At 67.3% G+C, this 24,910-nt stretch carries 26 protein-coding genes; 5 read left to right on the plus strand and 21 right to left on the minus strand.

What is annotated here, in order from left to right; genetic code table 11:
- Window positions 1–55: 55 nt before the first annotated feature.
- Window positions 56–436, minus strand: coding sequence for an ArsR/SmtB family transcription factor (locus QM019_RS02600; protein ID WP_345961011.1), 381 nt, complete (start codon window positions 434–436; stop codon window positions 56–58).
- Between QM019_RS02600 and QM019_RS02605 the strand changes: the two genes are divergently transcribed.
- Both QM019_RS02605 and QM019_RS02610 read left to right on the plus strand, forming a co-directional pair.
- A complete protein-coding gene (locus QM019_RS02605) occupies window positions 322–915 on the plus strand; it encodes an HhH-GPD-type base excision DNA repair protein (protein WP_282851749.1) in 594 nt (197 codons plus the stop codon). The two genes, QM019_RS02600 and QM019_RS02605, sit on opposite strands and share 115 nt — an antisense overlap.
- Window positions 912–1,370, plus strand: coding sequence for a GNAT family N-acetyltransferase (locus tag QM019_RS02610; protein WP_282851750.1), 459 nt, complete (start codon window positions 912–914; stop codon window positions 1,368–1,370). The genes QM019_RS02605 and QM019_RS02610 overlap by 4 nt, the downstream gene beginning before the upstream one ends.
- Window positions 1,371–1,374: 4 nt before the next feature.
- Here QM019_RS02610 and QM019_RS02615 read toward each other — a convergent pair whose 3' ends face one another.
- The 3 genes from QM019_RS02615 to QM019_RS02625 all read right to left on the minus strand — a co-directional run bounded on the left by QM019_RS02615 (window position 1,375) and on the right by QM019_RS02625 (window position 6,336).
- Window positions 1,375–4,056 (minus strand): hypothetical protein, encoded by a 2,682-nt coding sequence (locus QM019_RS02615; RefSeq protein WP_282851751.1) that lies wholly within the window; start codon window positions 4,054–4,056, stop codon window positions 1,375–1,377.
- Between the two features lie 71 nt (window positions 4,057–4,127).
- Window positions 4,128–5,471, minus strand: coding sequence for an MFS transporter (locus tag QM019_RS02620; RefSeq protein WP_282851752.1), 1,344 nt, complete (start codon window positions 5,469–5,471; stop codon window positions 4,128–4,130).
- A gap of 115 nt (window positions 5,472–5,586) precedes the next feature.
- Entirely contained in the window at window positions 5,587–6,336 is a 750-nt protein-coding gene (locus QM019_RS02625; RefSeq protein ID WP_282851753.1) for a YczE/YyaS/YitT family protein, read from the minus strand.
- Between the two features lie 219 nt (window positions 6,337–6,555).
- Between QM019_RS02625 and QM019_RS02630 the strand changes: the two genes are divergently transcribed.
- On the plus strand, window positions 6,556–7,830 hold the full coding sequence (locus QM019_RS02630) for an HNH endonuclease signature motif containing protein (RefSeq protein ID WP_282851754.1): 1,275 nt from the start codon (window positions 6,556–6,558) through the stop codon (window positions 7,828–7,830).
- Here QM019_RS02630 and QM019_RS02635 read toward each other — a convergent pair.
- Window positions 7,827–8,318 carry an SRPBCC domain-containing protein gene (locus QM019_RS02635; RefSeq protein ID WP_282851755.1) on the minus strand — a complete coding sequence of 164 codons (492 nt, stop codon included), beginning with the start codon at window positions 8,316–8,318 and terminating at the stop codon, window positions 7,827–7,829. The genes QM019_RS02630 and QM019_RS02635 overlap by 4 nt on opposite strands.
- 171 nt (window positions 8,319–8,489) lie before the next feature.
- Complete coding sequence (locus QM019_RS02640; protein WP_193128508.1) at window positions 8,490–9,026, minus strand: YceI family protein; 537 nt, start codon at window positions 9,024–9,026, stop codon at window positions 8,490–8,492.
- A gap of 161 nt (window positions 9,027–9,187) precedes the next feature.
- Between QM019_RS02640 and QM019_RS02645 the strand changes: the two genes are divergently transcribed.
- Complete coding sequence (locus tag QM019_RS02645) at window positions 9,188–10,972, plus strand: alpha/beta-hydrolase family protein (RefSeq protein ID WP_282851756.1); 1,785 nt, start codon at window positions 9,188–9,190, stop codon at window positions 10,970–10,972.
- A 16-nt stretch (window positions 10,973–10,988) separates the two neighbouring features.
- Here the strand turns inward: QM019_RS02645 and QM019_RS02650 are convergent, their stop codons facing one another.
- The 12 genes from QM019_RS02650 to QM019_RS02705 form a co-directional block, all read right to left on the minus strand.
- Window positions 10,989–12,290, minus strand: a complete 1,302-nt coding sequence (locus tag QM019_RS02650) for an ATP-dependent DNA helicase (RefSeq protein WP_282851757.1) — start codon at window positions 12,288–12,290, stop codon at window positions 10,989–10,991.
- Window positions 12,287–14,338, minus strand: coding sequence for a bifunctional copper resistance protein CopD/cytochrome c oxidase assembly protein (locus tag QM019_RS02655; protein ID WP_282851758.1), 2,052 nt, complete (start codon window positions 14,336–14,338; stop codon window positions 12,287–12,289). Before QM019_RS02655 ends, QM019_RS02650 begins: the two co-directional genes overlap by 4 nt.
- A 109-nt stretch (window positions 14,339–14,447) precedes the next feature.
- A complete protein-coding gene (locus QM019_RS02660; RefSeq protein WP_125106591.1) occupies window positions 14,448–14,735 on the minus strand; it encodes an HU family DNA-binding protein in 288 nt (95 codons plus the stop codon).
- A 305-nt stretch (window positions 14,736–15,040) separates the two neighbouring features.
- Window positions 15,041–15,346 carry a 30S ribosomal protein S14 gene (gene rpsN / locus QM019_RS02665; RefSeq protein WP_019619846.1) on the minus strand — a complete coding sequence of 102 codons (306 nt, stop codon included), beginning with the start codon at window positions 15,344–15,346 and terminating at the stop codon, window positions 15,041–15,043.
- A gap of 2 nt (window positions 15,347–15,348) precedes the next feature.
- Complete coding sequence (gene rpmG / locus QM019_RS02670; RefSeq protein WP_125106589.1) at window positions 15,349–15,519, minus strand: 50S ribosomal protein L33; 171 nt, start codon at window positions 15,517–15,519, stop codon at window positions 15,349–15,351.
- On the minus strand, window positions 15,519–15,755 hold the full coding sequence (gene rpmB, locus QM019_RS02675; protein WP_282851759.1) for a 50S ribosomal protein L28: 237 nt from the start codon (window positions 15,753–15,755) through the stop codon (window positions 15,519–15,521). Before rpmB ends, rpmG begins: the two co-directional genes overlap by 1 nt.
- 169 nt (window positions 15,756–15,924) lie before the next feature.
- Window positions 15,925–16,377, minus strand: a complete 453-nt coding sequence (locus tag QM019_RS02680; protein WP_282851760.1) for a Fur family transcriptional regulator — start codon at window positions 16,375–16,377, stop codon at window positions 15,925–15,927.
- Entirely contained in the window at window positions 16,370–17,197 is an 828-nt protein-coding gene (locus QM019_RS02685) for a metal ABC transporter permease (RefSeq protein WP_282851761.1), read from the minus strand. The genes QM019_RS02680 and QM019_RS02685 overlap by 8 nt, the downstream gene beginning before the upstream one ends.
- Window positions 17,194–18,051, minus strand: coding sequence for a metal ABC transporter permease (locus tag QM019_RS02690; RefSeq protein ID WP_282851762.1), 858 nt, complete (start codon window positions 18,049–18,051; stop codon window positions 17,194–17,196). The genes QM019_RS02685 and QM019_RS02690 overlap by 4 nt, the downstream gene beginning before the upstream one ends.
- Window positions 18,048–18,839, minus strand: coding sequence for a metal ABC transporter ATP-binding protein (locus tag QM019_RS02695; RefSeq protein WP_282851763.1), 792 nt, complete (start codon window positions 18,837–18,839; stop codon window positions 18,048–18,050). The genes QM019_RS02690 and QM019_RS02695 overlap by 4 nt, the downstream gene beginning before the upstream one ends.
- Entirely contained in the window at window positions 18,836–19,849 is a 1,014-nt protein-coding gene (locus QM019_RS02700; protein ID WP_282851764.1) for a metal ABC transporter substrate-binding protein, read from the minus strand. Before QM019_RS02700 ends, QM019_RS02695 begins: the two co-directional genes overlap by 4 nt.
- A gap of 112 nt (window positions 19,850–19,961) precedes the next feature.
- Window positions 19,962–20,510, minus strand: coding sequence for a GNAT family N-acetyltransferase (locus QM019_RS02705; protein WP_282825013.1), 549 nt, complete (start codon window positions 20,508–20,510; stop codon window positions 19,962–19,964).
- A gap of 92 nt (window positions 20,511–20,602) precedes the next feature.
- Here QM019_RS02705 and QM019_RS02710 point away from each other — a divergent pair, with 92 nt between their 5' ends.
- Entirely contained in the window at window positions 20,603–21,424 is an 822-nt protein-coding gene (locus tag QM019_RS02710) for a maleylpyruvate isomerase N-terminal domain-containing protein (RefSeq protein ID WP_282851765.1), read from the plus strand.
- 6 nt (window positions 21,425–21,430) lie between these two features.
- Here the strand turns inward: QM019_RS02710 and QM019_RS02715 are convergent, their stop codons facing one another.
- Genes QM019_RS02715 through QM019_RS02725 form a run of 3 tightly spaced genes read right to left on the minus strand, consistent with a single transcriptional unit; the run spans window position 21,431 to window position 24,900 of the window.
- Entirely contained in the window at window positions 21,431–22,783 is a 1,353-nt protein-coding gene (locus QM019_RS02715; protein ID WP_282851766.1) for a dihydrolipoamide acetyltransferase family protein, read from the minus strand.
- A gap of 9 nt (window positions 22,784–22,792) precedes the next feature.
- Window positions 22,793–23,779: an alpha-ketoacid dehydrogenase subunit beta gene (locus QM019_RS02720; protein WP_282851767.1), complete on the minus strand. Its 987-nt coding sequence runs from the start codon at window positions 23,777–23,779 to the stop codon at window positions 22,793–22,795.
- Complete coding sequence (locus QM019_RS02725) at window positions 23,776–24,900, minus strand: thiamine pyrophosphate-dependent dehydrogenase E1 component subunit alpha (RefSeq protein ID WP_125106579.1); 1,125 nt, start codon at window positions 24,898–24,900, stop codon at window positions 23,776–23,778. The genes QM019_RS02720 and QM019_RS02725 overlap by 4 nt, the downstream gene beginning before the upstream one ends.
- Between the last annotated feature and the right edge of the window lie 10 nt (window positions 24,901–24,910).

Here is a 24,910-nt window from a genome sequence, read left to right on the forward strand (position 1 = left end):
AATGCAACTTTTAGAACTCGTGCGTGACAGTGGAGTAACTGACAGCCACATGCAGTTATTCTCTCTTCACTGCCTCGACAACAAGTGCCGCAGCATGCTCATCCGTGAGTTGATACAGCACGCTGGTGCCCACCTGGCGGGTCGTCACCATGCGCGCCATGCGCATCTTCGCGAGGTGCTGCGAAACACATGACGGCTTCTTGCCCACCGCATCCGCGATGGCATTCACCGACAGCTCGTGGGCCCCGCGCAGGGCAAGCACGATACGGATCCGTGTGGGTTCGGCCAGGATGCGCAGCAGCGCAGTGGCAGACTGATCGCATGACAACGGTGTATCTCTCGACCGACCCCAAGGCCGACGAACTGCTCGCGCACGACCGTTTCGCGCTGCTCGTCGGCATGCTCCTCGACCAGCAGGTGCCGATGGAAACGGCATTCGCGGGCCCGCAGAAACTCGTTGAGCGCCTCGACGAGTTCTCGCCGGGCGCTGTCGCAGCCATCGATGAGGATGCGCTGCTCGCGGCCTTCAAGCAGACACCGGCCGTGCACCGATTCCCGGGGTCGATGGCGACGCGCGTGCAGGCACTCGCCCGCGCCATTGCCGACGACTACGACGGCGACACCGCCGCGATCTGGCAGCGCGACGGCAAGTCGGGCAACGCCCCAAGTGGCGCCGAGATCCTGCGCCGCCTCAAGGCGCTGCCCGGTTTCGGCGAGCAGAAGGCGAAGATCTTCCTCGCGTTGCTCGGCAAACAGTTCGGCCTCGAGGCCGACGGTTGGCGCGAGGCTGCGGGCGACTACGGCCCCGCAGGTGCCTTCCGCTCAATCGCCGACGTCGTCGACGACGAGTCGCTGCAGCGAGTGCGCGAAACAAAGAAGGCGCTGAAGGCCGCGGCCAAGAACGGGCAATCATGAGCAAAGCAGACATCACCGTGCGGCCGATCGAGGCGAGCGACGAGCCGCGCTGGCGCGAGCTGTTCCCCGGCTATCGGGCGTTCTACCAGCAACCCGACAGTGAGGATGCGGTCTCCCGCGTCTGGTCGTGGGTCACTGATCCGAACCACGAAGTGACCGGCCTCGCCGCCGTCGCCGAGGGCCGCGTCGTCGCGATCGCCCACTACCGACGCTTCGCCCGCCCCTCCACCGCATCCGTGGGAATCTGGCTCGATGACCTCTTCACCGAGCCCGACATTCGCGGCGGCGGTGCCGCCCGAGCACTCATCACGCGGGTTCGCGAAATCGCGGGCGCGGAGGGATGCTCGGTCGTGCGCGGCATCACGGCCGAGGACAACCACCGGGCGCAGGCGCTCTACGACCAGCTCGCGAGCCGCACGAACTGGGTAACCTACGACGCGGCCCCGCTGACCTAGGCGGCTACTCGCTCGCGCGAATCACCTCGAGCGCGCGTTCCGAAACTTCCTCGCTCTGATCGGCGAGCGTCGACACGAGCCGGTCGAGGTCGGCGACCTGCGCCTCCCACTCGGGGCCGCGCTGCTGCTTCGGCGGCAGACTCTCGAGCGCCTGCGCCTGTCGCCAGGCGGTGACGAGCGCGGTCTCGTACAGGCGCTGGTCGGCCTGCGCCTCATCCCCCTTCTCGCCCGTGCCCGCGCCGAGCACCGCGACCATGTCGAGCCGCGAGAGGTCGAGCCCGAGTGCGAGCTGCTCGAGGCGCGAGCGGATGCCCGAAAGTTGCGCACGCGCTGCGGCACCGGCACGTCGGCTGCGCGCTGCCTCGAGCGCGATTCCACCCAGCACGAGCACCGTCTGCAGCGCGCCCCACACGGCGAAGGTGACCGCCCAGAACACGCCGCTCGTGTCTTCCTCGGCCATCTCCATGTGGTTGTACTCGAGGGTGCGCCCGAGCTCGCCGAGTTCGAACGCGATGTAGGTGCCGGTTTCGATCGGATGCTCCCTTTCGACCTCGCGCGGGCGCAATTCGGTCGCGAGGAAGTAGTAGGCGCCAAGCCGACTGTCGACGCCGGCTGAGATTTCACCGGTCAGTGGCAGGCCGATCGAGTAGCTGCCGTCCTCCATCACCCAAATTGGCAGGATGGCCTGGCCGAGCCGAATGTCGCCCGTCGCTGCGTCGAACACCTCGGGATATTCGCTCGAGACGTCGGCTCCGAGCCGGTCATACATCTCAAGCAGGTCGGGGTAGGCGATTTCATAATGATCGCTGTCGGGAATCGGCGCGAGGTTCGGGAGATACTCCTCGGCCGGCAGAATCGTCACCGTCAGGTCAATTTCTGTGGGGAACAGCCCAATCTTCGGGTCGCCCTCGGCTGCCCGCTCCATCCAGTCGCGCACGTGCTCGAGTGAGATGGATTCGTAGTTGGTCGTCGCGTCAGAGATCAGCGCATCTGACTCGAAGTTCGGCAGCAGTTCCATGTCGCCGTAGATCTGCATGCTCGCCAGCGGCACATCACCGATGACTTCACGGCCGTAGCCGGTGGGCTCCCCCGCCTCCGCGAACGAGGCGAACATGCCCGCGAGCAGCGCAACCACAATCGGTGCCACAACGCCGAACCCCGCCATGGCGGCGAGGGTCTTGTTGTCGGTGTTCCTTGGCGCGCCCCGACTCGCCGCGTCGTCGTTCGTCGCTTCGACCTGCTCGAACGCGAGCAGCACGCGCTCGGCCGGCACGAGCGCACCGAATTCACTCGGCTCGGGCAGGCCAAGCGAGCCGCGCAGCTCCGTCTGCGATTCCGTTGCCCCCGCAGAGGTCGCCCGGATGCGCTCCACCGCTCGGGTGCGCGCGTTGCCGGTGATCTTCGTCACGCCGAGAATCTTGTCGAGCGTCGTAACCATGCGCGTCTCGATCGTGCTCCACCGCTGCAGCAGCTCACTCTGCGCGCGCACCGCATCCGCACCTTCCGGGTCGTCATGCCCGTCGGTCAGCACCTTGCTCTCGCGCACAAGCGCGAGCATCGCGGTGCGCTGCGACTCGAGTGCTGTAATCTCGCTGCGCCGCAGGTGCCTCGTATTGCGCAGAATCTCGCCGATCGCCTGCGTGATCGGCAGCGCGAGTCGCGCGAGCACGGTGTCAGAGTTCGCGTGGCCGACTCGCAGCGATGCGGCCGCCGCCAGCGAGTCTGCCTTGCGCGCGAGCGTCGCAACGTCAGTTTCGAAGGCGTCGAGGTCTGCGGGTGCGGCTGACACGCTCGAATGCACGGCGGCGTTCGAGTCGATCAGGTCGCGCTCGAGCGCTTGTTCAACGCGGGCAAGCTCGAGGCTCGATTCGCGCACCGCCTCCCAATCCTTGCGAAGTCGCTTGCGCGCCTTCGCCGCATCCCGCCCCTTGAAGAACCCCTGCGCATCCGAAAGCAGCGCCTCGGCCGTCGAGAACTGCATTTCGAGCGTGTCGAGCTCGAGCACGATCCTCGCGAGCTGCAGCCGGGCCCGATCGAAGCGGCCGCGTTGGGCGCGCGCAGAGCGAACCTCGCGAATGTAGGCGAGCAGAAACCAGACGGATGCGAGCAGCGGCAGCGCGGTGAGGGCACCCCACAGCAGCGGCGAGCGTGTGGCGCCGTCGAACAGCGTGTCGGCCGCCGTGATGCTCGCGCCGACGACCGCGCCCGCGCCGTGGCCCATCGTGAGGTTGTTCATGAGCGTCTCACGCACGGCGGTCAGCTCGGAGTAGCGGTCTTCGTCACCGCCCACCACACCGACGCGACTGGCTCGCGGCAGCGAGAGGTCGAGATCGTCAGCGTCGTATCCGATCGAAAGCAGAATGTCGACGCCGTCGGGTAGCTCGCCGTTGATGTACTCGTCCCACTCGAGCTCCCGCTCGACCACCATCATTGTGATCGGCTCGTAGGCCACCGCCCCGTGTACTTCGGCGGCAGCCTCGACCGTCTCTTGCGTGATGCCATAGGGCAGCCCGTCTTCGACGATGTAGTGAATTCGTGCCTCTGGCTGCGCCGCAACCTGCGAGTAGCCGAACATTCCGAGCACGCTCGCGGCAACTGCGAGTGCGATCGCGAAGATGAGCCACGCCCTCGCACGTCGATACGAGGGAGTTCGCTGCGGAGCCTGCGGGGCACGGTGGTCGGGCATCCCTTGATACTACGAATGCGCCGGCGCGCGACGCGTCGTACCGGGGTGCGATTGCGGGGCAGTAGGGCCTATTACGCCACCGGGTTGCCGAGCTCGCCGAGCGGCGTTCGGTACGTCTCCCGCGCGATCAGCGAACCGACCACAGCGAGACCCGCGCCAATCGCCGCAACCGACGCCCCGACCATCCAGCGGCTCGGTTCGCCGTTGACGAGGGCCGTGCCGATCGTCGGCGAGAAGCCGGCGATGAGCGCGCCAGCCTGCAGGGCGACGGCGAGGCCCGAGTAACGCACGCGCACGTGGAACTGCTCGCCGAACCAGCTCGTGAACAGGCTGTTGGCGGCCGCATAACTCAGGCCAACGATGAGGCCGGTCGTGATGAAGATGAGCGGCACGTTGCCGACCGACAGTGAGTAGAAAAAGGGGAACACGAGCACGCCCGACAACGCCTGACCCGTCATCGCGACGGGTTTTCGGCCGATGCGGTCGGCGAGCAGCGCGAGCCAGGGTTGCGTGCCGATCGCGATGAGGTTGCCCACCGCGAGCGCCCAGAGAATCGTCGTGGGCGCGACGGTGCCGATCTGCGTCGCGAACGCGATGCCGAAGCCCTGCAGGTAGGTGTAGATGAGTATCTGCACGCTCATGAGCGCGACCGACACGAACGCGACCGGGTGCGTGCGAATCATGAGCAAGAACGGCACGCGGCCGGTCGAGCGGAACGATCGCTCCTCGCGCTGCTTCGCGAACTCGCTCGACTCGTCGAGAGTGCGGCGCACGAGGTACGCAACGATGAGCACCAGCATCGACGCGAGGAACGGAATTCGCCAGCCCCACGCATCCCGCGCCGACGCATCCATCGCCTGAATCGGAATGAACGCGGCGGTTGAGAGCACCATGCCGGCGCTCACACCGGTGGCGGTAAAGCTCGAAAAGAAGGCGCGTCGGCCGACGGGCGACTCCTCGATCGAGAGCGACGAGGCACCCGCGGTTTCGCCACCGGCCGAGATGCCCTGCAGAATGCGAAGCAGCGTGAGCAGGATCGGTGCCCAGATGCCCGCCTGCTCGTACGTCGGCAGCAGGCCGATGCTGAACGTCGCAATGCCCATGAGCATGAGCGTCGCGACAAGCGTGTTGCGGCGGCCGATACGGTCGCCGAGGTGGCCGAAGAGGAACGCGCCGAGCGGCCGGAACACGTAGCCAACCCCGAGCACGGCGAACGACTGGATCAGCGCCACCGTGGGGTTGTCGGAGGTGAAGAAGACGTGGCTGAACACCAGCGACGCGGCGGTCGTATAGATGAAGAAGTCGTAGTACTCGAGGGCGCTGCCGAGAAAGCCGGCGAGCGCTGCCTTGCGGGCACGGCGGTTCGGATGCGGTGCGTGGGTTTCGCGCGCGGGCGCGCTGGCGAGGTTGGTCACGGGGAGGTCCTTGATTCGGGGCTTCGGTCGCGACCGCGAGGAACCAGGGCTGTGGCGGTGCTGACGTTGAAAGTAACACCGGGTCGGCGCGCTGAACAGGGTCAGCGCGCGTTTGTTACGTCGCGGGATGCTCGGGGTCGGGCTCGGGCTCGGGCTCTGGGTCGGGCTCGGGCTCGGGCTCGGGCTCGGGCTCGGTGGGATACTCGGGCGCGTGCGGCGTGACCCAGCGGCCGAGGCCGGGGAAGAGTCGCTGCCAGAGCTTGACGAAGTTGCCGACCGTGAGCGCGCCGAAGACCGTGCCCTCGCGCACGCCGACGAGTCCGTGGAACAGGAACAGCGAGACGACGGTAGCGAGAGTGACGAGCGTGACGTCGAAGGCCACCTTGATGTTGCCGAAGCGGCGGTGGCTCACGTCGGCGATTGCCTGCACGAGCCCCTCGCCGGGCACCATGAGCACGCGCGGTGTGACTTCGATCCAGACGCCGATTGAGAGCACGATCGTACCGACGATCGTGAGTAGCGCCTGCTGCCAGTACTCGGCGGGAGCGAGCTCGCGGAACACCCAGAGCCAGCCGTCGATCGCGACGCCGAAGAGCATCGCGGCAGGCAACTGGAGCAGCTGAATCCAGCGATAGCGGCGTCGCAGCAGCGCGATCTGCAGCACGATGAACACGGCGTTCATGATGATTGTGAGGCTGCCCACGGTGCCGATACCGGTGAACGAGAGCACGGTCGGCAGCGTCGAGATCGGCGCGGTGCCGAGGCTCGCGCGCACCGACAGCGCGACGCCGAACGACATGATCACGACGCCGACTGCGAAGACCAGGTACCTCGTCAGCAGTGACGCCCGTGCTCGCTCGTTCATCGCACCTCCCCCGCAAGTTTAGGCAGCACGATCGGGTGGTTTTGCTGCTCGACTGGGATGCGTCGAACTATGTCGGAGGCTCGAGGCAGGATGTTGTTGAGGCAGCGAGGTGCAGATTTGGCCGCCTCAGAGTTATCCACAGAATTCGTAATTATGTTCCCATTGCTCGCATTTTAAGCTAGAATTAATGTAGCAACTAGCATCCGGGAGGTGACCCGCATGGACATGTCCGCACCCGACAACTCCGAACAGCTCGACGCCTCGATGCAGCTGCTCCTTGACGCGTACTCTGCGTCGCACGTCCAGCGGGCCCGCCTCGATGCCCAAGACATTCGCATCCTCGCCATGGCTTATGCGGTCGCCGAGCAACGCACCGCAATGAGCGCTCCGTTTCGGTCGGTACCGACGTCGTCGCAGGAGTTCACGTGGAACCTCCGCTCGGCCATGGGTGAGTTTGGCGCCGAGATTCGCGCGTCCGACCAACTACTCATGAACAAGGCCCATCACGCCTATCGCCTCATGTGCGACTTCGAGGAGTTCTGGGAGGCACTCAACGCCGGCGAGATTGACCACGGCCACACCCGCGCGGTCGTGCGCCACGCGACCTCGCTTGAAGAAGACCAGCTCGCCGAGTATTCGAAGCTCGTGCTCGACTACGCCCGCGACCACACGGCGCCGCAGACCGATCGCTTCGCGAGCAAGTGCGCCGCCAGGCTCACCGCGGCGAAGTTCGAAGAGGCGCACGCGCTCGAGCGCGAAGAGCGCCGCGTGGTCATCGAGCACGGCGAGCAGGGCATGTCGACGCTCTGGGCCTACCTGCCGACAGTCGAGGCGACGATCATCGACGACCTGCTCACCCAGCAGGCCCGCGCGCTCGACGGCGATGACGACGAGCGCACGATGGACCAGAAGCGCGCCGACCTGCTCTGTGACACCCTCATCACCGCCACGCCGCAGCAGATCCTCGAGGGCGAGGCCAAGGGCGAGCCGCGGGTGACAGCGAGCGTGAGCATCGTCATCCCCATCATGTCGCTGCTCGACAATCCCGAGCTCGGCTGCGACGTCGCGACCGTGAACGGTATGTCGCCTGTCAGTGGCCGGGTCGCGCTCGACTGGGCGCGCAACGCGCCGCACCTGCAGCGCATCCTCACCGACCCCATCTCCGGGCACGTCGTGACGGTCGACACCCGCATGCCCGACGCCTCGCTCAAGCGCTTCCTCCGCGCCCGCGACGTCCACTGCCGCTTCCCCGGGTGTCGCCGGCCAGCCGAGCGCTGCGATATCGACCACACCATCGCGGTCGAGCACGGTGGGCCGACCAGCCAGCAGAATCTTGGGCACCTCTGCCGCCGACATCACGTGCAAAAACACGAAAAACCGTGGCAACTCACGCAACTTCCCAACGGGGACTACGTCTGGATCACCCCGGGCGGCAAAGTCGTGGCCACGAAGCCCGAGCCGCCGGGGCCGAAGTTCGATCCGCCGCCGTTCTAGCCTGCGTCGTTCGCGAGTCCGGCGTAGAACTCGCGTTGCGCGGGGTAGTAGTCGTTGAAATCGGGCAGCTCGGCGCCGGTTTTCGCGGCAACGAGTTGGTCGAGGTAGTACTCCCAGCCCGGGCCGATCTCGCCGAGCTGGGCGAGGTCGACACCGTACATGATGAAGCGGAGCTCGGTCGCGACGTCCTCGGGCTCGAGCTCGAGGGCGACATCCCAGCCACCGCCCTCGCCAACCGAGAGCAGTCGGACTCGGCGTGGGCGTTCGCACTCGAGGATCTGCATGTCGGCCCACTCCGAGCCCTCCTCGAACCCGAGCTGCACGCGAATCTCGGCCTCACCTTCCCACGCACCGAACCATTTCGCGGTGCGTTCAGGGTCGGTGATCTCGGCCCAGGCCTCGGCGAGGGATGCGCTGAGCAGCCGAGTGAGCACGAGATCGTGGCCGGTGCTGCTCGCAACGAGCTTGCCAGTTGGTGTCGGCGCCATTGCCGTGTCCTTTCATCGTGGGGAAAAGACACCAGCGCCCTGCCGGGTTGGGGGAGGGTGGCAGGACGCTGGTGGATTTTGGGGCGAGGAATCTCGCAGGTCAACTCTGCACGATCAACCTCAAAGGATTGCCGAGAGTTGACTCAAAGTGGGCCAGAGCCCAGGAGGGCGTTACGCGCCGAGACCGAGCTGGCCGTCGACAGTGATCTTGACGTCGTCGCCAAGGGTGAGGCCGCCAGCCTCGGTGGGGGCGTTCCAGTTCACGCCGAAGTCCTTGCGGTTCACGGTCGTGGTGGCCTCGAAGCCAGCCTTCTTGTTGCCATAGCCGTCGACGGTCTCGCCACCGAGCTCGACCTTGAATTCGACGGGCTTGGTCACGCCGCGGAGGGTGAAGTCACCGGTGACGATGACGTCGTCGCCGTCGAGACGGACGGCGGTCGACTTGAAGGTGATCTGGGGGAACTCGTCGGCGAGGAAGAAGTCGCTGGTGCGCAGGTGCTCGTCGCGCTGAGCCTGCTTGGTGTTGACCGACTTGACCTCGACGGTGCCCTCGACGCTCGACTCGGTGGGGTTCTCGGCGACCACGACGGTGCCGGCGAACTCTTCGAAGACGCCCTTCACCTTCGAGATGGCGAGGTGGCGAACCGAGAAACCGATCTCGGTGTGTGCGGGGTCGATGGTCCAGGTACCGGGGGTGATGGTGGTCATTCGCTACTCCTTTGGATTTACTTGCAGGTACAACTTATGCGCGTTCAATTGAATACGCAAGTGGCAACCAGAAAATTCTCAGCGATCCGGCTGGCCGCAGCCTTGATAGCAGCCTTGTGTGTCTGAGCCCTCGGCAACCTCGCCCCGGCATAATGAGCGGCATGTTTGCTCGACGCCCCCGCCGCGCGGTGGCACGACGGGCCCGGAGGCCCGAAGCCGAGCGCTACACCGAGGCCGAGCTTCGCCGACGCAAGGCGCGACCGAACTGGTGGGGCATCGCGGGCGCGCAGGTCACCTCGTGGATCGCCCTCGGCCCGAGCTTCCTTCCCCGCACGTGGTGGATGACCGCCGGCAGCCTCGCGTTCTCGCAGCTCTACGGCTATGGCATCGGCAGCTCGCTGCGTTGGGTGCGGCGTTCAATCATGCCGTTCCTGCGCCGCAGCTTCCCGGGCACCGACTTCGCGCGGGTGCCCGACGGGCTTACTCAGGCGTGGCGCATTTCGGTCGTCAGCACGCTTGTTGGTGGCACACTCTGGGCATTCGGCGCATCCGTGCCCCGGCAGCGTGAGATCGCGCGCCTTGTCGATCGCCTGCCACCGAGTGCGCGTACGCAGCTCGCGGGCATCGCCGCTGGCACGGGTCTCACGACGCTCGCGCTCGGGGCCATCGCGTTGTTCCGGCTGCAGTCACGGGGCATGCGCCGCCTCCTGCAGCGTTTCCTCCCCGCACTCGCCGCACCGTTCTCGGGCGCTTTCGTCACGTTCGCGGCGACCTACTACCTCAACCGCTCGGTGCTTTGGGACCGCCTCATGACAATGCTCCGCGGACGCGCCGCCGAGCGAAACTTGCAGCCACTGCCGGGCCGCACAGCGCCCGAGCAACTCGAGCGCAGTGGATCAAGCCCCTCGTACGAACCGTTCAGCACGCTGGGCCGACACGGCAAGGCGATCGTCAGCGACGGCCCCCGCCGCGCCGACATCGAACGCTATTGGCGGGCCCGCGGCAACGGCTCGGGGCCGAGCGACGAAGAGATTCTCGAGCCCATCCGTGCCTACGTCGGCCTCCGCGCGCAGGTTTCGATTCCGGATGCGGCGAAGCGCGCCGTCCGCGAGCTGAAGCGGGCGGGGGGTTTCGAGCGCGAACACCTCTGCATCGCCGTCGGCACGGGCACCGGCTGGCTCAGCGACTGGTCGATGGGCTCGTTCGAGTACCTCACGCGCGGCAACTGCGCGACGGTGAGCCTGCAGTACACCGTGCTCACGAGCGCGCTCGCCATCATCGCCGACCGCAAGTCGCCGCAGCTCACGGCCCAGCGGCTCTACCGTGAGGTCATGCTCGAGCTGCTCAAGCTGCCGCCCGAGCGGAGGCCGAAGCTCTACATGCAGGGCGAATCGCTCGGCGCATTCGGCGCACTCTCGGTGTTCGCCGACGCCGAAGACATGGCCGAGCGCCTCGACGGGGCGATCTGGGCGGGTACGCCGCAGTTCTCGCCGATCTGGCAGGAGCTCAACGCCTCGCGCGCGCCAGGCTCGCGGCAGATCCTGCCCCGGGTGCGAGACGGCGTGAACATCCGGTTCTCGAATCGCAGCGACGACCTACTCGGCCCCGTGGACGGCGAGCCGTACGAGTCGTGGAGCGCCCACCGCATCATCTTCCTGCAGCACCCGAGCGACCCGGTGGTCTGGTGGCACCCGAGCCTCATCTGGCAGGAGCCCGAGTGGATGCGCGAGCCGCGCGGCCACGACGTCACACCGGGCATGGGCTGGTGGCCGTGGGTGACGTTCTGGCAGGTCGCGGCCGACATGCCCAACTCGATCGGTTCCAAGGGCGGCCACGCGCACCGCTACTTCGAGGAGTACGTGCCAGCCTGGGCCCAGGTACTCGGCCGCGACGAGGAGATCGCGCCGCTCACCGCCGAGGTGGCGAAGTACATCCACCCGCACTGACGCGCGGGCCGCGAGGCTAAGCCTGCAGCGCCTTCGCGGCCTGCTGCGCCTGGGCGACCTCGTCCATGAAGCGCAGCACATCCTTGTCGACGAAGATGTCGCCGGGCGTGAGCGGGCGGTTGAGGTAGAGCCCCTCGAGCGAGCGGATGCGCGACAGCGCCACGTAGGTCTGCCCGGGCGAGAACGCGCGGGTGCCGAGGTCCACGACGGCGCGATCGTAGGTCTTGCCCTGCGACTTGTGGATCGTCACCGCCCACGCGAGGCGCAGCGGGAACTGGTGGAACTCCCCCACCACCTCGCGCGAGAGCTGCTTCGACTCGGGGTCGATCTGGTACTTCAGCTTCTCCCACACGATTGGCTCGACCTCGTGCTCTTCGCCGTCGATCTCGACGTAGACGGTGCGGCTGATGCGCGACACCTCGCCGACCGAGCCGTTCACCCAGCGGCCGTCGGAGTCGTTGCGCAAGAACATCACCTGCGCGCCCTCCTTGAGCACAAGCTCGGTCTCGGCGGGGAACGTGCGGGCGCCCTCGAAATCCCCGTGGATCTCGGCGGCGGCGGTCATCGCGCGGCCAGGAAGCCGCTCGAGCTCGCGCGCGTTGATGCGGTTCACGGTCGCGTTCTTCGACGCGAGCGTGATGATGCCGTCGTTCGGCGCGGGGCGCGCGCCGACTTCGTTGAGGCGGGTCGCCATCGGCGCGGTGACTTGGCCATAGCGCACCGCGGTGAGCAGCGAGCGGAACTCGTCGTCGTGCTGCCGGTGAATCTCGCGCAGGGTGTGGATGCGCAGCTCGGCCTCGCGCCAGACGTGCGCGTCGAAGAACCACATCGACCGGTAGTTGTCGCGCAGCCACGAACGCTCGGTCGGGTCGCTCGGCGGCACGGGCGCGAGCTGGAACGGGTCGCCGAACATGACGACCTGCACGCCGCCGAAGGGCTCGGATGCGCGCTCGCGTGCCTGGCGCAGCGAGCGGTCCATCGCGTCGAGCAGATCGGCCGACACCATCGACACCTCGTCGATGACGAGGGTGTCGATCTGCTTAAGCAACCGCTTGACGTCGCGGTTCTGCTCGATCGGCTGGTTACCGATGATGCCGATCGGCAGCTTGAACAGCGAGTGGATGGTCTGGCCGCCGACGTTGAGCGCGGCCACGCCCGTCGGGGCGCAGATCACGAGCTTCTTGTCGCTGTGGAACGAGAGATGATTCAGCAGCGTCGACTTGCCGGTACCGGCGCGGCCGGTAACGAAGAGGTGCTCGGTAGTCTGCTCGATCGCGTCATAGACGGCCTGCTGCTCGGCGGTGAGTTGCAGCGTCACTGTCCCACCCCATCCTTCTCGGCCAATCGCTTGAAGCGCTCATTGTAGGCACGCAGCTCGGCGTCCTCGTCGCGCAGCGCCCGGCGATCCTCGCGCGCGGCACGGCGCTTGTCCGACCTGAACCACTGCAGTCCAACGAGCAAAGCGAGGATCACGGTCGGGAACTCGCCAATGCCCCAGGCGATCGCGCCGCCGATCTGCTGGTCGACGATCGCCGATTCGGCGCCCCAGTCGCGGCCGGTCGCGCCGTACCAGTCGGCGACAAGCAGGCCTGTGCCGGTCATCACGGCGAGGCCGAAGAAGGCGTGGAAGGTCATGACGAGCACGAGCGAGATGAGCCGCATCGGGTACGAGGCCCGGGTGCGCGCGGGGTCGTCGCCGACGAGCGACTCGACGAAGAGGTAGCCCACGATGAGGAAGTGGGCGATCATCCACATGTGCCCGACGTGGTCGTACGTCGCCCAGCGGAACAGCGGGGTGAAGTAGAACATGAGCAGCGCAATCGCGAAGTTCACGCCCGCGACGATCGGGTGCGAGAAGAACTGCGCCCACTTCGAGTGCACGATGTGCAGCGCCCACTCGCGGCCGCCCATCGAGCCGTCCTTGCGCGCCTTGACGCTGCGCAGCAGCAGTGTCATCGGGGCGCCCATGACGAGGAAGATCGGCACGATCATCGAGAGGATCATGTGCTCGGTCATGTGGAAGCTGAACAGGAAACGCCCGTAGACATAGAGCGGGCCGTTGACGTTGTAGAGGAAGATCGCGACGCCGACGGTGACCGAGACCGCGCGCCAGATCGGCCACGCGTCGCCGCGGCGGCGCAGGCGGGCCACGCCGACGTAGTAGTAGATCAGGCCGATGACCGCGAGGGCGGTCCAAACCGGGTTGAGGGTCCACTCGGTGAACAGCCGCGAGGCGTCGAACGGCGGGGGCAGCTCGTCGCCCGAGAGCAACTGCGCTGGCGACGGCTGCGAGAGCTGGTCGGCCGTCACGGGCGACTGCGGGCTCGGGGTGCGCCCGAGGGCCGCGGCGGCGCCGGAAACGGCGCCCATCACGAGCAGTTCGATGCCGAGCAGCCACGCGAGCGGAGCGGCGGTCGACGTGCCCTGCGCGAGCCGGGTGCGCATCCGGTTGATGAGGAAGCTGCGCTGCAGCACGCCGAAGCCGCCGAGCACGACGAGTAGCACGATCTTCGCAAGCATGATCAGGCCGTAGCTCGTGGTGAACAGCTGCGCGAAGTCAGATATGTTCACGAACGCGGTGACGATACCCGAGAAGGTCACGACCGCAAACGAGATCAGCGCGAGCTGCGAGAAGCGCTCGACGAGCGCGAGGCGGCGCGCATCGCGGTCGGCGTCGGCGCGCGCGGCGACCGCGAGTACCGTGACGACGACGAGGCCGCCGACCCACACGGCCGCGCCGGTGAGGTGCACCGTGAGCCCGCCAACCGCGAGGTCGTGGGAAGCGGCGCCCGCGGCATGCCCCATGGTCGCGATCGGCCAGAGGCAGAGCAGGGCGAAGCCGGTGGCGAGCAGCGTGCCCCAGCGCGAGCGCACCGCGAACACGACGGTCGACAGCATGATCACCATGACGGTGGCCATGAGCCACATCTGGCCGAGCTCGAGGTTGGTGAGGAAGTACCACATGCCCTGGCCGAAGCTCGCGTCGAACGAGAACGGCACGGCCGAGACGTCGAGGTAGGTGAGCATCGAGGTGAGGATGCTCGAGAGTGCCCAGGCGACGCTGCCGCCCTGCGCGAGCGTCATGGCGCGCTCAAACTCGGGCTTGTCGCGGCTGCACGCGAAGACGGCGATGCAGAGGCCGCCAATGGTGAGCGAGGCGGTGAGGTCGAAGCTCAGACGAAGGATCGGCAGACCCCAGCGCACGATTGGCCCCGGGTCGCCGATGGTGAGCGGCGCGGCACCGCCACCGAATGCGAGAGCGGCCCACGTGACAAGGAGTGCGACCAGGATGAGGCCGGCCGGACCCCAGCGCAGCAGCTGCAGCGTGGCGGGCGACCAGCCGGTGCGACGATCGGATGCTGGCATGGTCCTTCAAGGGTACTCGGCTGCCTCGGGCGGGACCGCGTGACGCGGGCGGAGACGCGGAACGCCGCCCCGTGGGGCGGCGTTCGCAGGGTTGGGGAACCCGGGGGTGCTACTTGACCGCAGCCTTGAGCTTCGAGCCAGCCGAGATCTTGACGCCCTTCGAAGCGGCAATCTCGATCTCTTCACCGGTCTGGGGGTTGCGGCCCTTACGCGCGGCGCGCGAGGTCTGCTCAACCGAGAGCCAACCGGGGATGGTGACCTTGGTGCCCTTCGCGGCGTTCGCGGCGAGCTGCTGGAACAGGCCGTCCAGAACAGCGTTCACGGTCGCCTGGCTCTGACCGGTCTCAGCGGCGATGGTCGCGACGAGTTCGGTCTTGTTCACAGTGTTGTCTGCCATGTGTGCCCTCCTACGGACGCAGGTGCTCGCGGGCGCGAGCGCAGTCATTGCTTATTGGTCGCCGCCGTGCGGGTAGGCCCGGCGTGCGGCAACGTCGCCAAACTAACACCCACTTGGCGTGTTCGTTGAATTTACGCGGGTTTTGGCGTGTTTTGCCCAGGATTCCCATGCGATTGGGAGCCTTTCGGGCCTCGATGAGGTAATGAACTTTCGCGGCGAACAGCGCCCAACAATGACCAACAACAACGCGGGCGTGCACCGAAGTGCACGCCCGCGTCATGAAGTACTGCGGTGTCAGCGAGTGACTACCAGCTCGACTTGCGGATGCCGGGCAGCTCGCCACGGTGCGCCATCTCGCGGAAACGGACACGCGAGATGCCGTACTCAGCGAGGACGCCACGGGGGCGGCCGTCGATCGAGTCGCGGTTGCGCACGCGCACCGGCGAAGCGTTGCGGGGCAGCTTCTGGAGACCCACGCGGGCCTCCTCGCGCGACTCGTCGGTGCCGTTGGGGTCAACGAGCTGCTTCTTGAGCTGCAGGCGACGCTCGGCGTAGCGGGCGACGATCTCCTTGCGCTCTTCGTTCTTTGCGATCTTGCTCTTCTTCGCCATGTTTAGCGCTCCTCACGGAAGTCGACGTGCTTGCGAATCACCGGGTCGTACTTCTTGAGCACGAGGCGGTCCGGGGTGTTCCGGCGGTTCTTCTTGGTCACGTAAGTGAAGCCAGTGCCGGCGGTGGAGCGGAGCTTGATAATCGGACGGATGTCCTGACCCTTCTTGGCCATTAGAGCTTCACTCCCTTCTTGAGGAGGTCGGCGACAACCGCGTCAATGCCGCGAGCGTCGATAACCTTGATGCCCTTGGCCGAAAGCGTGAGGGTCACGTTGCGGCCGAGCGAGGGCACGAAGTACCTCTTCTTCTGAATGTTCGGGTCGAACCGACGCTTGGTGCGTCGGTGCGAGTGCGAAATGTTGTGACCGAACTGCGGTGTAGCACCGGTCACCTGGCACACTGCTGCCATTGCTCTCTCCTTCAATACCGCAACACGCAAGAACGTGTTGCCCAAGATCTCTTGTCGGCACCCGAGCGAGCTGTCAGTGATGAACCTCGTCCGAGCACGGTTACGCCGGAGGGGAACCCCAAGCGCACCAGCGATTTACTTTACCGGGCAGGATGCAGTACGGCAAGCATTAATTGTTCGCGGCAGCACCCGTCTTGGCGGCAACATCGGCGCCACCAGCGGCGCGGCACTCGGCGCAGATGCCGAAGACCTCGAGGTCGTGCGTGATCGCGCTGAAGCCGTGCTGCTTCGCGACCTTCGCGGCCCAGGCCTCGACCTCAGGGGCCTCAACCTCGACGGTGCGGCCGCAAACGCGGCAGACAAGGTGGTGGTGGTGCTGCTCGGTATCGCAGGCGCGGTAGCGCTCGCCGTCGGGGCCAAGCATGGTGTCGGCCTCGCCGTCCTCGGCGAGCTGCGCGAGGGCGCGGTAGACGGTCGCGAGGCCGATGCGCTCGCCCGCGTCGCGCAGCTTGTGATGGAGGTCCTGCGCGCTCACGAACGCGGGTTCTACCGCGAGCGCCTCACGGATCGCTTCACGCTGCTTCGTCGTGCGACGAGGCACGACGCGCTCCTGCTCAGACATACTTCACCTCGCCGCCAGTGTAGCCAGGCGCCAGGCGCCGCGCCCCGCGATTGACTGCGAGTGCGATGAGGAACACCAGGGTCGCGGCCAGCGCCATCGAGCCGCCGGCGGCGATCGAGAACCACTGCGAGGCGTAGAGGCCGAGCACGGCGCTACCCGCGCCGAGCAGGCTCGCGACCGGGATCATCCATTCAATGCGCCGCACGAGCAGCTTGGCTGCGGCGGCCGGTGCCGCGATCATCGCGATTGCGAGAATCGAGCCAATCGCGGGCATGGTCGTGACGACGGTGCCGACGATGAGTACGAGTGTGAGCGCCTCGACGCGCGACTCGCTGCCGCCGCTCGCGACGAAGCCCTCGCGGTCGAAGGTCGAGAAGAGGAGGTCTTTCCAGCACGCGGTGACCGCGACGATGGCGACCACGAGCATCCCGGCGATGAAGAGGATGCTCGAGGCCGGGATGCCGATGATCGAACCGGTGAGGAACGAGTCGACGCGCGACTGCAGGCCGGGCACGAGCGAGTGCATGAACACGCCGAGCGCGTAGCCGAACGAGAGCACGATGCCCGCGGCCACCTGGCGCCCCTGGCGGCGAATGCGCCCGAGCAACAGCATGAACCCAACGAGCACGAGACCCATGACGAAGGCACCGAGCACGATGTGCACGCCAAGGATCGCGGCGAGCACGCCGCCCGGGAACGTCGCGTGGGTGAGGGCGACCGTGAAGAATGCGCGCTGGCGCAGTACGACGAGCGAGCCAACGATGCCGCAGAGCAGGCCGACGAGGATGCCCGTGACGAGGGCCGAGGCGAAGATGGTCATGCGCGCACCCGCTTTCGCCGCGTGAGGGCGGTCACGCCCGCGACCACGAGGTAGAGCGTGACAAGCACGAGCACGAGTACGGCCGAGGGCGAGACGTTGAGCCGCGCATCCACCGACAGCCAGTAGCCCGAGACGAGGCCGAGGAACGAGGCGAGGAGCGCGGCGCCCGCGGCGATCGGCACGATCAGGGCGAGGCGGAAAGAGATGAGCCGACCGACCGCGGCGGGCACGATGAGCAGGGCGAGGACGAGCAGGTTACCGACCGCGCGGGAGGCCGCGACGACCGTGAGCGCGATCGCGACGTTGAGCAACAGCTCGTAGTGGAGCACGGGCATCCCGCTCGCCTCGGCCGAGTCGCGGTCGAAGGCGACCGACACCTGCTCTTTCCACGTGAGCCCGACGATGAGCAGGGCGATAACGCCGAGCACACCGATGACGAGCAGGTCGTCGTGCGAAATCGTGAGCAGTTGGCCGAACAGCAGCGTCTCGAGGCCGGTTGCGTAGCTCGTCGAGCGCGACACGATGACGATGCCGATCGCGAAGGCGCCGGCAAGCAGCACGGCAGTGTTTGCGTCGGTGCCCGCGCCGCGGCGTGACGCGAGTGTCAGCAGCACGGTCGCGATAAGCGCGGCAATGACGGCGCCGAGGTACACGGCCGTGCCGCTCCCCTGCCCCGCGACGAACCCGATGACGACGCCCGGGAACACGGCGTGCACGAGGCCGTCGCTGACAAATTCGAGCTCGCGCAGGTTCAGGGCGACGCCCACGACGGCGGCGACCACCGCGAGCGCAGCGAGCGCGATCGCCGCGGTCTGCATGAACGGCGCGCCAAAGATGACGTCGACCCCGGTCACAGCAGCGGCTTGTCAGGAGTCGCGACGGGGTGCGGGTGGGCAACGAGGTCGCTGTGCGTGTCGAAGTGGTCGTGCGATTCGCCGAAGGTCTCGGCGATGGCCTCGGGCTGGAGTACCTCGTGGATGTCGCCGTAGGCGATCTGGTGCTGGTTGATGAGCAGCACGTGCGTGCACACCTGGTGCGCGAGCTCGAAGTCGTGCGTCGACACGACGATGCCCATGCCAGCCTCGCGCAGCTCGCGCAGGGTCTGCATCAGCGCCTTGCGGTTCGGGGTGTCGAGGCCGTTGAACGGCTCGTCGAGCAGCAGGATACGCGGGCGGGTCACGAGGGCGCGCGCGAGAAAGCCGCGCTGCCGCTGGCCACCCGAGAGGTCGCCAAAGCGGCGCTCGGCCACGTCGACGAGGTTGACCCGTTCGAGGGCCTCCTGCACCGCATCCCTGTCGGCCCGGCCTGGCCACCGCAGGGGGCCGAGCGCGCGGTAGCGACCGAGCATGACGACCTGGCGCAGCGAAATCGGAAACTCGAGGTCGATGTGATCGTGCTGCGCGAGGTAGCCGACGTGCGCCGCCGCGGCGCGGGGACGGCCGCCGAGCACGGCCAGTTCGCCGGTCGTGGGGGCGACGAGGCCGATCATGCTCTTGAGCAGCGTCGACTTGCCCGAGCCGTTCGGCCCCACGAGCGCGAGCGCCTGCCCCTGCGCAAGTTGCAGGTTCAGGCGCTCGGCCGCGGGCGTACGGCCGTCATAGCTCAGTGTGACGTCGCGGTAGCGCAGGAGTTCGTCGGTCAATTGGTCTCCGTGAGCGAGGCGGGCACCTCGGCCGCCGTGGCACCCCAGGAGTCGAGGATCTGCTCAGTGTTGTGGATGGTCGAGGAAATGTAGGTAGCGCCGTCGCTGTCGGCCGCACCGAGCGAGTCGGTGTAGAGCGCGTCATCGCCTGAGTAGACCTTAACGCCGGCCTGCTCCGCGATCGCCTCAGCCGTTGTCGGCTTGAGCTGCGACTCGGTGAAGACGGCAGGCACGCCCGACTCCTTGATCTTCTTCACAAGGTCGTTCACCTCGGCGACCGACGGCTCGGCGTTGTCCTCCCAGCTCGGCATGACCGAGCCGATGAAGGTGATGTCGTAGGCGTCGTTGTAGTAGGTGAGGGCGTCGTGGTTCGTCGCGAGCAGGCGATCGTCTGCGGGCACCTGGTCGATGCTCGTCGAGATCCACTCGTCGAGGTCGGCGAGCTTCGCCTCATACGCCTCGGCGTTCGACGTGATTGTCGCCGCATTGTCGGCGCTCGCCGTCTCGAGGCCGTCGGCAACGTTCTGCACCATGATCTCGGCGTTGGCCGGCGAGGTCCAAATGTGCGGATTGCCCGCAGCGTCGTCGTGCTCCTCGTGGTCGCTGTCCTCTTCGGCCGCATGGTCGTCGTCGTCATCGGTACCCATCGGCGTGATGCCCTCCGAGGCGTCGATGACCGTGCCGTCGAAGCCGGCCGAGGCGAGGGTGTCGTCGATCCACGGCTCGAGGTCCATGCCGTTGATCACGACGACATCGGCGGTGCGAATCACCTCGAGATCGGCGGCCGTCGGCTCGAAGCTGTGCACCGACGAACCGGGCTGCAACAGGCTTGTCACCTCGGCGTCGGTGCCCTTGGTGAGGTTGAGGGCGAAGTCGTGCAGCTGCGTCGTGGTGGTGACCACGTTGAGGCCGTCCGCCGGGCCGCTTGCCGCGGTGGCGCATCCAGTCACGCCAATCGCGACGATCGTCGCGCCGGCCGCTCCGAGCAGTGCGCGCGTGAACTTCCGCAAGGCTGGTTCCTATCTAGCGAGCGTCGGCGACAAAAGAGGGTGGCCGCTCGACGCTTGCGTAGCTGCGACCGAGCTAAACGATAACCGTTCTCATTGCGGCTCGCAAGAATGGTCAGCCTTGCCACTCGCTCGCGAGCAGGCCGTAGCAAACGAGGTCGTGGCGGCGCTCGCCAACGCGCAAGGCACTGCGGCGCGTGCCCTCCTCGGTGAACCCGAGCCGCGTCGCGAGGCCCCGGCTGCGGTCGTTGCCGACCGCGACCTGCAGCTCGATGCGCACCTGTTCGAGCGTGCCGAACGCGTGCGCGATGAGCGCCTCACATGCCCGGCGCACGAGCCCCTGGCCTTCGAACTCGGCGGTGACCCAGTAGCCGATCTCGCTGACGCGGTCGTTGGCGTTCACCTGGCGAAGTTCGATCGAACCAGCGAGGCGGCCGTCGACCTTGATGAAGCAGGGCAGACTCGTGCCCGCGACGTACTTCTGCAGCTGACCGCGCAGGAACTCGCGCTGCTGCTCGAGCGGCTGCACCTCGCGCGCCCAGTTCTCCCACTCGCCGATGCGCCCTTTGTTCGCTTCGAGCACCTCGGCGAGCGCCTCGGCATCGCCGACGCCGCACAGGGTGAGGGTGGCGCGGTCGTCGAGCGGATGCGTGAAGAATGTCATTGCGAAAGCCTACGGCGTGTGGGTGGGGCAGGCGTGACGTTCCGAGCTCGCGTTCCCGGGCCACGCCAAGCCTTCAGTGCTTCGCTCGAGCCATGACTAGGACAGTCGACCGCATCGCCGAAGAAGCCGAACGTTTGACCACGACCATCGCCGCCACCGATCCATCCGCCCCGGTACCAAGCTGCCCGGGCTGGACCGCACAAGACCTCCTCGCCCACGTCACCGAAGTGCACGAGTTCTGGGGGCAACTGCTCGCCACGGGGGCGCGCACCGACGAAGATTCCGAGGCGATCGAGGCCGCCAAGGTGCCCATGCCCGAGGGCGACGGCGCCGTCGAGGCCCTCGTGCCGCGTCGCCAAGCGGCCACCGCGACGCTCGTCGAGCAACTCACCGCCCGCGACGAAGCCGAACCCCTTTGGACCTGGTTCTCGGCCGATCAGTCGGTCGGCTTCGCGCGCCGCATGCAACTGCACGAGGCGACGATGCACCGCGTCGACGCCGAGCTCGCGGCCGGAGAACCGCTGACACCGATCGACCCCGAGGTCGCCGGCGACGGCGTCGCGCAGGTCGTCGAAGTGATGCACGCGAGCGCCTACGACTGGATCCCCGAGTGGGCCACGGTCGAGCAATTGGCCACGCTCACGCTCACGCCGACGGATGCGGGGCAGCCGGTCGAGGTCGAAATCTCGCGCTGCGGGGGCACTCGGCCGCGCGACGGCAAGGAGATCAGCTCCCTCATCGCGCGACCGCTGCAGGCCGACACCGACGCCGGGAGCCTGCCGCACGCCAGCGCATCCGCCGACGCCGCCGCGCTCTACCTGTGGCTCTGGGGCCGCGGCGAGCCGGTCGAGGTGACCGGCGACGCCGACGCGGTCGAGATCGTCACGGAACTCGTCGCGCAGGGGATCGACTAGCTCACACTAATCGAGCAGCAGCGCCGGCTCCTCGACGATGCGCGCGACATCGGCGAGGAAGCGCGAGGCGACATCGCCGTCGACGAGGCGGTGGTCGAAGCTCGCGGCGAGCGTCGTGACCTGGCGGACGCGCACCTCGTCGTCGACCACCCATGGCTTCGGGCGCACGGTGCCGAACGCGAGGATGCCGACTTCGCCGGGATTGAGCACGGGCGTGCCCGAGTCCATACCGAAGACGCCGATGTTCGTGATGGTGAACGTGCCGCCCTGCTGATCGGCGGGCGGGGTCTTGCCGTCGCGCGCCGTGATGGTGAGCTCCTGCAGCGATTCGGCGAGCTCGCGCATCGACATCTCGTGGGCGTTCTTGATGTTCGGCACGAGCAGGCCGCGGGGCGTGGCAGCGGCGATGCCGAGGTTCACGTAGTGCTTGATGATGTATTCCTCATCAGTCCACGTGGCGTTTGTGGTGGGGTTGCGCTGAATCGCCCACATGACGGCCTTCGCGATGAGCAGCAGCGGCGACACCTTGATGCCGGCGAAGTGGGGCGACTCCTTGAGGCGCTTGACGTACTCCATCGTGCGGGACGCGTCGACGTCGACAAACAGCGTCACGTGCGGCGCCGTGAACATCGACTGCACCATGTTCTGCGCGATCATCTTGCGCACGCCCTTGACGGGGTGGCGCTCCTCGCGCTCCTCGTTCCAGTTCGGCGTCTCGAGGTTTGTGAACAGCTTCGCCTGCTCGGCGTGACGAATCACGTCGTCGCGGGTGATCTCGCCGGCCTGGCCCGTCGCGGTGACCGATGAGAGGTCGACCTCAAGGTCCTTCGCGAGCTTGCGGATCGGCGGCTTCGCGATGATCGGGAACGCGGCTGCCGCGGGCACGGATGCGGGCAGCTCGGGCTTCTTGCGGCGCTCCGCGGCGGCCTTCGCTGCGCGGCGGGCGTTCGAGGCGTGACGCGCGCTGCGACGCGAGCTCGCGGCCGGTGCCGAGCCGTAGCCGACGAGGCTCGCACCGCTCTCGGCGTCGCCCTCCTCGCTCACGCTCTGCGACGCATCCTGCTCGGCCTCGGCCACTTCGGGGGTCGTAATGCCGGGGTGGCTGTCGCCATCGGGGTCGGCCGGGTCGGTCCAGGTGAGGATCACGCTGCCGACCTCCACTTCTTCGCCCTCGGCGGGGATCAGCTCGTCGATCACGCCGGCAAATGGGCTCGGCATCTCGACGAGCGACTTCGCGGTCTCGACCTCGACGAGCACGTCGTTGACCGCGACGGTGTCGCCGGCCCTGACGTGCCAGTTCACGATGGTCGCTTCGGTCAGGCCCTCACCGATTTCCGGCAGTTCGAACTCGATGCTCATGGTCGACTCCTAGTACTCGAGCACGCGGTCGACGGCGTCCAGCACGCGGTCGACGTCGGGCAGGTAGACGTTCTGCAGGCGGGTGGGTGGGAACGGCACGTTGTACGCCGAAACGCGAAGCACTGGCGCCTCGAGCGAGTAGAAGCAGCGCTCAGTCAGGGTGGCGGCGAGCTCGCTGCCGAGCGAGATGTTGCCCGGCGCCTCCTGCGCGACGACAACGCGGCCGGTCTTGCGCGCCGACTCGATGAGCGGGGCGTAGTCGATCGGCGCGAGCGTGCGCAGGTCGACAACCTCGATCGACACGCCATCCTTCGACGCGAGGTCGGCGGCCTGCAGGTTCATCGCGGTCTGCGCGCCGAAGCCGATGAGTGTCACGTCGGTGCCCTCGCGGGCCACGCGGCTCTCGTGCAGCGAGACGGTTTCGAGCGCGGTGTCGACCTCGCCCTTCGGCCAGTAGCGCGACTTCGGCTCGAGGAATACGACCGGATCATCGCTGCGAATCGCCTGCTGGATCATCCAGTAGGCATCATTCGGCGTCGACGGCGAGACCACGCGCAGGCCCGGTGTGTGGGCGAAGTAGGTCTCGGGGCTCTCCTGGTGGTGCTCGACCGCGCCGACGTGCCCGCCGTACGGGATGCGGATGACGAGCGGGAGCTTCACGTTGCCGTCGGTGCGGGCCGGGATCTTCGCGAGCTGCGTCGTAATCTGGTCGAAGCCTGGATAGACGAAACCGTCGAACTGAATCTCGCAGACGGGCCGGTAGCCGCGCATCGCGAGGCCAATGGCGGTGCCGATGATGCCCGACTCGGCGAGCGGGGTGTCGAACACGCGGTGCTTGCCGAAGTCACGCTGGAGGTGCTCGGTGATGCGGAAGACGCCGCCGAGCGGGCCGATGTCTTCGCCCATTAGTAGCACCTTCTCGTCGGCCTCGAGCGCGGCGCGCAGGCCGGCGTTCATGGCACGGGCGAGGGGCAGATTCTGTCGCTCGTCGGTCATTCGTTCTCCTCCAGCGACGCCTCGAATCCCAGGAACTCGCCGATCTCGGCCTCGATGAGCGGATGCCGTTCGGCGTAAATGCCGGTGAACATCGCCATGGGCTCGGGGTTGGGCAGCGCGAGCGTGCGGCGGCGCACGTCGGCGGCGTAGTCCTTCGCCTCGGTCTCGATGCCGTCGAAGAAGTCGTCGCCCTCACCCTCGGCGCGCAGGTAGGCGACAAGGCGAGTGATGGGGTCGCGATCGCGCCAGAACTGCTCTTCTTCGCGGGTGCGGTACTTCGTCGGGTCGTCGCTCGTCGTGTGCGCACCCATGCGGTACGTCAGCGCCTCGATGAACGCGGGGCCTTCGCCGGCGCGGGCGCGGTCGAGGAACTCGAGCGACACGGCGTAGCTCGCCATGACGTCATTGCCGTCGATCTGCACGCCGGGCATGCCGAAGCCGTCGGCGCGGCGGTAGAGCGGGGTGGGCGACTGCACCGAGACTGGCACCGAGATCGCCCACTGGTTGTTCTGCAGGAAGAAGACCTGCGGGGTGTCGTAGCTGCGCGCGAACACGAGCGCCTCGTTGAGGTCACCCTGGCTCGTCGAGCCGTCGCCGAAGTAGACGATGGTCGCCTCGTCACGCTCGGGGTCACCGGTGCCGACGAGACCGTCGAGTCGCTGGCCCATCGCGTAGCCCGTCGCGTGCAGCGTCTGCGTCGCAATGACGAGGGCATAGTTGCGGAAATTTCCGCTCGTTTCCGGCTCCCAGCCCGCGTTCGTCACACCGCGCAGCAGCGCGAGGATGTTCACCAGGTCGAGGCCGCGCACGAAGCCAACACCGTGCTCGCGGTACGACGGGAACACCGTGTCCTGCGGTTTGAGCGCGAGCGCCGAACCGATCTGCGCGGCTTCCTGCCCCTCGGCCGGCACGTAGAGCGCGAGCTCGCCCTGACGCTGCAGGTTCGTCGCCTCGCGGTCGAACGCGCGCACGAGCCGCATCGACCGGTACGCCTCGCGCCACAGGGCAGGGTCGGCCTGCTCGAGCCGCGCGAAATACGGCTCAGCCGCCTCGCTGCGGGCGAGCGTGCCCTCGGGGGTGAGTAGCTGCACCGTGGCGGTGCTCGGGTCAGTTGGACTCACGTTCGACGTG

The sequence above is a fragment of the Gulosibacter sediminis genome, from assembly GCF_030011715.1.
GTDB lineage: Bacteria > Actinomycetota > Actinomycetes > Actinomycetales > Microbacteriaceae > Gulosibacter > Gulosibacter sediminis.

Coding starts and splice junctions, on each gene's coding strand:
- QM019_RS02605 (WP_282851749.1), top strand. CDS start 322: ATGACAACGGTGTATCTCTCGACCGACCCCAAGGCCGACGAACTGCTC.
- QM019_RS02600 (WP_345961011.1), bottom strand. CDS start 436: ATGCCGTTTCCATCGGCACCTGCTGGTCGAGGAGCATGCCGACGAGCA.
- QM019_RS02610 (WP_282851750.1), top strand. CDS start 912: ATGAGCAAAGCAGACATCACCGTGCGGCCGATCGAGGCGAGCGACGAG.
- QM019_RS02615 (WP_282851751.1), bottom strand. CDS start 4,056: ATGCCCGACCACCGTGCCCCGCAGGCTCCGCAGCGAACTCCCTCGTAT.
- QM019_RS02625 (WP_282851753.1), bottom strand. CDS start 6,336: ATGAACGAGCGAGCACGGGCGTCACTGCTGACGAGGTACCTGGTCTTC.
- QM019_RS02630 (WP_282851754.1), top strand. CDS start 6,556: ATGGACATGTCCGCACCCGACAACTCCGAACAGCTCGACGCCTCGATG.
- QM019_RS02635 (WP_282851755.1), bottom strand. CDS start 8,318: ATGGCGCCGACACCAACTGGCAAGCTCGTTGCGAGCAGCACCGGCCAC.
- QM019_RS02640 (WP_193128508.1), bottom strand. CDS start 9,026: ATGACCACCATCACCCCCGGTACCTGGACCATCGACCCCGCACACACC.
- QM019_RS02645 (WP_282851756.1), top strand. CDS start 9,188: ATGTTTGCTCGACGCCCCCGCCGCGCGGTGGCACGACGGGCCCGGAGG.
- QM019_RS02655 (WP_282851758.1), bottom strand. CDS start 14,338: ATGCCAGCATCCGATCGTCGCACCGGCTGGTCGCCCGCCACGCTGCAG.
- QM019_RS02660 (WP_125106591.1), bottom strand. CDS start 14,735: ATGGCAGACAACACTGTGAACAAGACCGAACTCGTCGCGACCATCGCC.
- rpsN (WP_019619846.1), bottom strand. CDS start 15,346: ATGGCGAAGAAGAGCAAGATCGCAAAGAACGAAGAGCGCAAGGAGATC.
- rpmG (WP_125106589.1), bottom strand. CDS start 15,519: ATGGCCAAGAAGGGTCAGGACATCCGTCCGATTATCAAGCTCCGCTCC.
- rpmB (WP_282851759.1), bottom strand. CDS start 15,755: ATGGCAGCAGTGTGCCAGGTGACCGGTGCTACACCGCAGTTCGGTCAC.
- QM019_RS02680 (WP_282851760.1), bottom strand. CDS start 16,377: ATGTCTGAGCAGGAGCGCGTCGTGCCTCGTCGCACGACGAAGCAGCGT.
- QM019_RS02685 (WP_282851761.1), bottom strand. CDS start 17,197: ATGACCATCTTCGCCTCGGCCCTCGTCACGGGCATCCTCGTCGGCCTG.
- QM019_RS02705 (WP_282825013.1), bottom strand. CDS start 20,510: ATGACATTCTTCACGCATCCGCTCGACGACCGCGCCACCCTCACCCTG.
- QM019_RS02710 (WP_282851765.1), top strand. CDS start 20,603: ATGACTAGGACAGTCGACCGCATCGCCGAAGAAGCCGAACGTTTGACC.
- QM019_RS02715 (WP_282851766.1), bottom strand. CDS start 22,783: ATGAGCATCGAGTTCGAACTGCCGGAAATCGGTGAGGGCCTGACCGAA.
- QM019_RS02720 (WP_282851767.1), bottom strand. CDS start 23,779: ATGACCGACGAGCGACAGAATCTGCCCCTCGCCCGTGCCATGAACGCC.